Annotated in this window: 4 protein-coding genes; 3 read left to right on the forward strand and 1 reads right to left on the reverse strand. The window is 36.3% G+C overall.

What is annotated here, in order from left to right; translation table 11 throughout:
- Window positions 1–371 (reverse strand): DNA glycosylase AlkZ-like family protein (locus ABYT26_RS17220; protein WP_372756194.1); only part of this gene is annotated, 371 nt, incomplete at its 3' end.
- Window positions 372–1098: 727 nt separating this feature from the next.
- Between ABYT26_RS17220 and ABYT26_RS17225 the strand changes: the two genes are divergently transcribed.
- The 3 genes from ABYT26_RS17225 to ABYT26_RS17235 form a co-directional block, all read left to right on the forward strand.
- Window positions 1099–4137, forward strand: a complete 3039-nt coding sequence (locus tag ABYT26_RS17225) for a SusC/RagA family TonB-linked outer membrane protein (protein ID WP_372756196.1) — start codon at window positions 1099–1101, stop codon at window positions 4135–4137.
- Between the two features lie 11 nt (window positions 4138–4148).
- Complete coding sequence (locus ABYT26_RS17230) at window positions 4149–5564, forward strand: RagB/SusD family nutrient uptake outer membrane protein (protein ID WP_372756198.1); 1416 nt, start codon at window positions 4149–4151, stop codon at window positions 5562–5564.
- A 338-nt stretch (window positions 5565–5902) separates the two neighbouring features.
- A partial coding sequence (locus ABYT26_RS17235) for a DUF1566 domain-containing protein (protein WP_372756200.1) occupies window positions 5903–6477 on the forward strand: 575 nt, incomplete at its 3' end.

Below are 6477 nucleotides of genomic sequence, written 5' to 3' on the forward strand. Positions count from 1 at the left end.
AAAGGTTTGTTTCGCTCGTACCAATGATTTTCATCTCCTTTTGCAATTGCCTGTTTGCGTGGCAGACTGTAGCGGTAATCTCGCATTGGTAAATAGGCTGCTGCATGCGACCAATATTCATATATTTTTTTATCAGCCATTAATTCATTAATGTGCTTTGGTTGATAGTGAGGGTTTCTATTCCAAAGGCTATGATGATGAGCTCGCTGAATGACAGAAATGGTGTCGATTTGGATATAGCCAAGATGTTCGATAGTCGATAGGGTAGTGGTAATTGGAGAGGCAGATTGTTTGTTTATTGATACTCTTTGCGAGAGTACTACCAACTTTCGAGCTTCCTCAATAGAAAGCGATTCTCTAATTTCGGTCATTGTGTTCTGCTTTTTCAGTTTTGTTGTAGCTAAAGTACAAATGAATTTTAATTCTATCCATTTCAAGGAGAATTTCCGATGAAAAGTAGGCTGTTTTTCACTTGAAAAAGGCTGTATGTCCTATTTTTGTTATGTTTTGTTGGGATGTAGATTGGCATAAAAACAACTTGCTTTCGTAGAAAGAAATGTTCCTTAGGTAGATAAAATACGAGTTTTGGTTGATTGTGTAAGGCTAATTTCTAGTGTCTGACCATATTTGTTGCGTAAAAAAACAAAAATTAACGATTAACAACCTTTATTCACAAATAGATTAAATGTTTAATTGATAGGCTTGTAGTTGTTAGTAGAGGAATGTGTTAATTGTTTTTTAAGATTGTTATTAAATTTTTTTAATATAAATTTTTTAAAGTAATGTTAAAATTAACTCTTTTTGTTTATTTTTGGCGGCTCTAAAGCAAAAATAACGGTTATAAACCTTTATTTACAAATGAAAATAGAATGTTCTAAAGTCTGATCTATGGTAGCCAAAAAGAAGTCTATTAATTGTCTTTATAGACTCATTTTTTATTGTTTAACCTAAACCCAGCTAACCTAATTGTAGCAAGTTATTTTTATCATATCCCCTAAATCGATAAAAATAAACGATCCCTTTCTACTATTTGAAAGGATTTAATTGCATTTGGATTATTACTCACTTGATATATTTATTAAACTTAAACTTTGTTTTATGCGAAAATTTGCATTAATTCTGTCCATGGTCTTTTTTGTAGGACTACAGGCGATTACAGCCCAAACGAAGGCTATTTCGGGAGAAGTTATCGATGATTTAGGTCTCGGTCTTCCTGGAGTGTCTGTTGTTGTTAAGGGCACAACAAACGGGACAGTTACCCGTCCCGATGGAACATATTCCATTAATGTGCCAGCGAATGCTACTACTTTGGTATTCACATTTGTAGGTATGAAAACACAAGAAATTGCTATTGCTGGTAAATCGGTAATTAATGTTACTCTTGCTTCTGATATGGAGAATTTGGATGAAGTAACTGTGATTGGTTACGGCATCTCGGTGAAAGCCAATGAAAAAACAGGAGCCTGGACTAAGGTGGAAACTAAAGACTTGGAGCAATTGTCTTTTGGATCTGTTGATCAGGCAATACAAGGACGTGTTCCTGGTATGGTATTTTCTTCTTCAGGAGGTAACCCTACTTCTGAAAATACAGTTGTAATCCGTGGACCTGGAACCATTGCTGGATCAATGAATCCATTGTATGTGATCGATGGTGTACCAGTTGGTAACGGTGAAAGTGTTTCTGATGTAGCAACTTCTTTCAACCCATTATCTTACTTGAATCCAAATGATATTGCATCAATCACTGTATTGAAAGATGCGGCTTCAACTTCTATTTACGGTTCGCGTGGTGCCAATGGTGTTATTGTTGTTACTACTAAAACAGGTAAAGGTGTTGATGGCGTGAAGTTTTCTTTTAAAGCTGAAACAAGCATCTCTGATGTGGCTTACGATAAAAGAGACTACTTAAGTGCTCAGGAATATTCCGATTGGGGAGATATGGCATTAAATAATGCGGGTTACGATTACGAAGGTTGGGGTTATGACCTTGGCTGGGATGGCGAAACCGATTCGGATTGGTTAGATGCAGTTATGCGCGATTCTCCTATTCAGCAATCTTATAATTTGTCAGCATTGGGAAGTACTGATAAATCTAGCTATAGAATCTCTTTGGGATATACCGATCAGGAAACTTTGGCTGAGTTTACCGACTATACCAAGTACAACTTGAGTATGGATATCAGAAATCAGGCAACTGAAAAATTAGAGCTTCATGCCACTCAAAATGCAGCTTACCAAATTGTGAATGGAAATACTGTTTCTGGATCTTTTTCTGCTCCTTTCTTTGCGGGTGTTCTAGGTTTGCCTATCGATGCAGTTTACAACGAAGATGGTAGCTACAATATTGATAACATGAGTGGTTACTATGATGGATGGGGTAACCCTCTTGCTCAATTGGACGATAATGTAAATCGCACAAGAGTATTTAGTTTAAATGGTAGCTTGGGAATGGGATATGAGTTCATGAAAGATCTTAGCTTCGATTCGAATTTCTCTTACAGTTACCAAAACTACAACGAGCAGTTGTATTGGAATGGTGATTATGGTGATGGTGAGGATTACGATGGATATGGTTATTCTTCAAAAGCCAACTATTTCCAGTTCAACTGGACCAACTTCATGAGATACAAGAAAAAGTTCAACGACATTCACTCTATTAGTGTTGATTTAGGTATGGATTATCAAAATACTTACCGTCAGAAAGCAACTATGGACGGTCAAGGATATTCTACCGATGATCCTGATTTGGTTTATGCTTCTGAAGCTCTTTCAACATCTGAATATCATGAGAATTGGGCCTTGTGGGGAGCTTTATTAAGAACATCCTACGATTATGACTCTAAGTATTTTGCTTGGGCATCTATTCGTCGTGATTATGCAACCATTTTTGCACCTGATTATCGCGATGGTTATTTTTGGTCTTTAGGTTTAAGTTGGAATGTTACTCGCGAAGCATTTATGCAAGATATAAGCTTTATCAACCGCTTGAATTTGAGAGCTAATTACGGTACTAGTGGTGATACTCCAAATACCAGTTTTACTTCAACTCAAGATTATTCGCCTTTAGTGGGCTCTTCGGTTTATGGTAGCGAGTCGTCTTACGAAATTACTTCTTCAGGAAATAGTGAGTTAACCTGGCAAACCTCTAAAACATTAAACCTGGGTTTCGATATTGATGTATTAGATAGTAGAGTTTCTCTTTCTGTTGATCGTTACATCAAAACAACTTCGGATTTGATTTTGGATAAACCAATTGCTTACTCTAACGGAGGAACGAATTCAGTTTACTCAAACGTAGGTGAAATTCAAAATAGAGGTTGGGAATTTGTACTTTCTGGTAAAGCATTAGAAATTGGTGATTTTAACTGGGATCTTACTTTAACCGCTGCTTATAATAAATCAGAGGTTATGTCGCTTGTTGATGGTGAAGATATTTCGGTTAGTGGATACAAAAGATTGGTAGTTGGCGAAGAAGTAGGAGCTTTCTATACTCGCGGATGGGCCGGAGTTGATTCTAGTAATGGTCAACCTCAGTTTTATGCTGATGGAACAGAATCTACTATTGTGAATGATTCTGGTGATGCTGATTACTATATTACAGGAAAAGCTTATCCAACATGGAATGGTTCTGTTTCAACAAACATGTCTTATAAAGGTTTTTCTTTAAGTGGTTTGTTTAGTTTTGCAACTGATTTCTCGGTTTACAATGTTTACAATTTTATTGAGCAAAGTGATGGAGAATACTTGTATGCTAATAAATTAGATGAAGCGTTGAACGATAGTTGGACTGAGACCAACACAGATGCTAAGAACCCACAACAGATTTACGGTGGTAACAATGGCTCAAATGATACCAGTTCAAGATATTTATACGATGGAGACTACATTCGACTTAAAGAGTTGAAATTGTCTTACAAATTGAATAAAAACACCTTAAATTCAATTGGTTTCTTTAACGACGTAACTTTTTATGCCAGAGCAACCAACCTTTGGACACATTGTTTTGATCCCGATTTAAAAGTAGATCCAGAATCGAACTCTTCGGATGGTTACACAAACTTTGAAGGAAAAGGTTTGTACGATAATGTGTCTCCTGTACTAAGAACTTTTTCTCTTGGTCTAACTGTTGAATTTTAAATTTGAGAAATATGAAAAAAACATATATTTATATATTAACGTGCCTATTGGGTCTGTTTGTTATTGCCAGCTGTGATGATAATGTAGATGATGTAGCTGAAATTACAGGTCAGGATAGCACTGAAGAAGCCATTGTTGATGATGAGACTTTGGAGTATGCATTGAACGGAATGTACGATGCTTTGAATGATCAAACTGCTTTCGGACAATATGTATTCGTAATTGGAGATTTACTTTCTGATAATGCATTTTTGAGTTTAGATAACACCAACCGTTTCACAACTACTGATGACTGGAGCTGGAATGCTACTTCTGGTGACTATGTTTCTGTTTGGGAACAGTTATACGATGTGGTGGCACAAGCAAACATTGTGATTGAATACAGCGATAAAATTGAGGTGGAAGATCAAGATGTAGTGGATGATTTAGTAGGTCAGGCTTATGTGGGAAGAGCTTTTGCTTTTTACTATTTGGCTGTTTATTTTGCGCAAAATCCTAATTCTGGAATCGAAGAAGATTTAGGAATTGTTTTGTCAACGGTTTACGATGCAAATACTGATCAAGGTAGATCTACGGTAAGTGAAACCTGGGATCAAATTGAAAGCGATCTTTTGGATGGAATCGACTTATTAGATGGCAACGGAGAGAATACAAAATTAGGTACTACTGCAGCTAATATTTTACTTTCTCGTGTTTACCTTGCATTAGGTGAATACGCAAATTCGGTAACTTATGCCGATGCAGCTTTGAGCAGTTCAACTTATAGTTTAGTAGATGCTACCGATTATGTGGCTTCATGGATCGACGAATCATCTTCAGAATCTGTTTTTCAATTGTCTTATACTTCTGGTGATAACTTAACATTGAGCGGTTTAGCTTCCATATACGACGATCAGGGATATGGTGATGTTCTTTTCAGAGAAAATCTATACAATAGCTTTTCTGATGATGATGTACGTAAAAACCTATTAAGCATTACCGATAGAACTATCGATGATCCTATGGGATATTGGACAAGTAAATTTCCTTATGAAGCAGGTGAATTGAGCGTGGGTGAGTTAGACATTCGTTTAATTCGTATGAGTGAGGCTTGGTTAAATAAAATCGAGGCTGAGTATCATATCGATGAAGCAACTGCTCTTACTGACTTGAACAGCTTTGCAGCCACTCGTCACACGGTTACTTATGCATCTTCAGGCAGCGACCTTTTAGATGATATCTTAACTGAAAGACAATGGGAATTTTATGGTGAAGGAATGCGTTTTAATGATTTGAAACGAAACGAAATGGATATTGAAGAAGGTACAAACTACATTTCTGTGGGTACGGTTTCTTATCCAAACGATCTATTTGTTTTCCCAATTCCTCAGGATGAAATTGATGACAATACTGTACTTACTGATGATGACCAGAATCCTGGTTACTAAGTAGGAAATAGAATAAGACTTAGTTCTTAAATTGAATTAAAGGCAGATCTTTCGAGATCTGCCTTTTTTTAATTTTGGCACTTCCTTTTCAATGAGTATGAATATTCTTGCTGAGGATTTATTTCGTTGAATAAGTGTGTTTTTATGGGTTAACCTCATTGATGTAAAAGTACTTTACATTGATAAAAATTCCCTTTCTGATGATTCTTTGATGTCTTTAAAGTATTAAATATCAAATTTGTTTCTGTTGAACTACTAACTCAGCAGAATTTTTCTACACCCACTTCATAGGTGTGTAGAGAAATTAGCAAACTAATAATTAATTAAAATATCAAATAATGAAAAAATCTGATTTATCAATTCTGGCAATAGCGAGTCTGTTTTTATTTGCAACATCCTGCTCTGATGATGACGATTCAAGTGATGATGAAAATACTGAACTAACAATCAATAACTACCTAATGATTGCAACCGGACAAACAGATGCTTTTGATGAAGATGGTAATGTAGTTACTAGTTTGGAAGAAGGGGATGAATATTACGGTCAGGATGCTCATTACCTTAAAGGGGAATCTATGTCGTATCAAGATAATGGTGATGGTACCATTACCGACTTAAATACTGGTTTGATGTGGCAACAATCACCTGATGATGATGGCTTAAGTTGGGAAGAAGCGGTTGATTATTGTAATGATCTTGAATTGGGGGGATATACCGATTGGAGAATGCCAAGTTGTAAGGAACTATTTGCAATTAGCAATTTTGAGAGCGGATGGCCATATATTGATATATCCTACTTCGATTTAGCGGTAGATGTATCCAAAGATGAGCAGTATTGGGCGAGTGATTACTATGTAGGTGTTACTGTTGAAGGCGGATCGGATGCTGCTTTTGGAGTGAATCACGTAACCGG

The organism is Labilibaculum sp., from assembly GCF_041595635.1.
Taxonomy (GTDB): Bacteria; Bacteroidota; Bacteroidia; order Bacteroidales; family Marinifilaceae; genus Labilibaculum.

Excerpts from the sequence above, each read along its gene's own strand:
- ABYT26_RS17225 (WP_372756196.1), top strand. The coding sequence starts at position 1,099 with ATGCGAAAATTTGCATTAATTCTGTCCATGGTCTTTTTTGTAGGACTA.
- ABYT26_RS17230 (WP_372756198.1), top strand. The coding sequence starts at position 4,149 with ATGAAAAAAACATATATTTATATATTAACGTGCCTATTGGGTCTGTTT.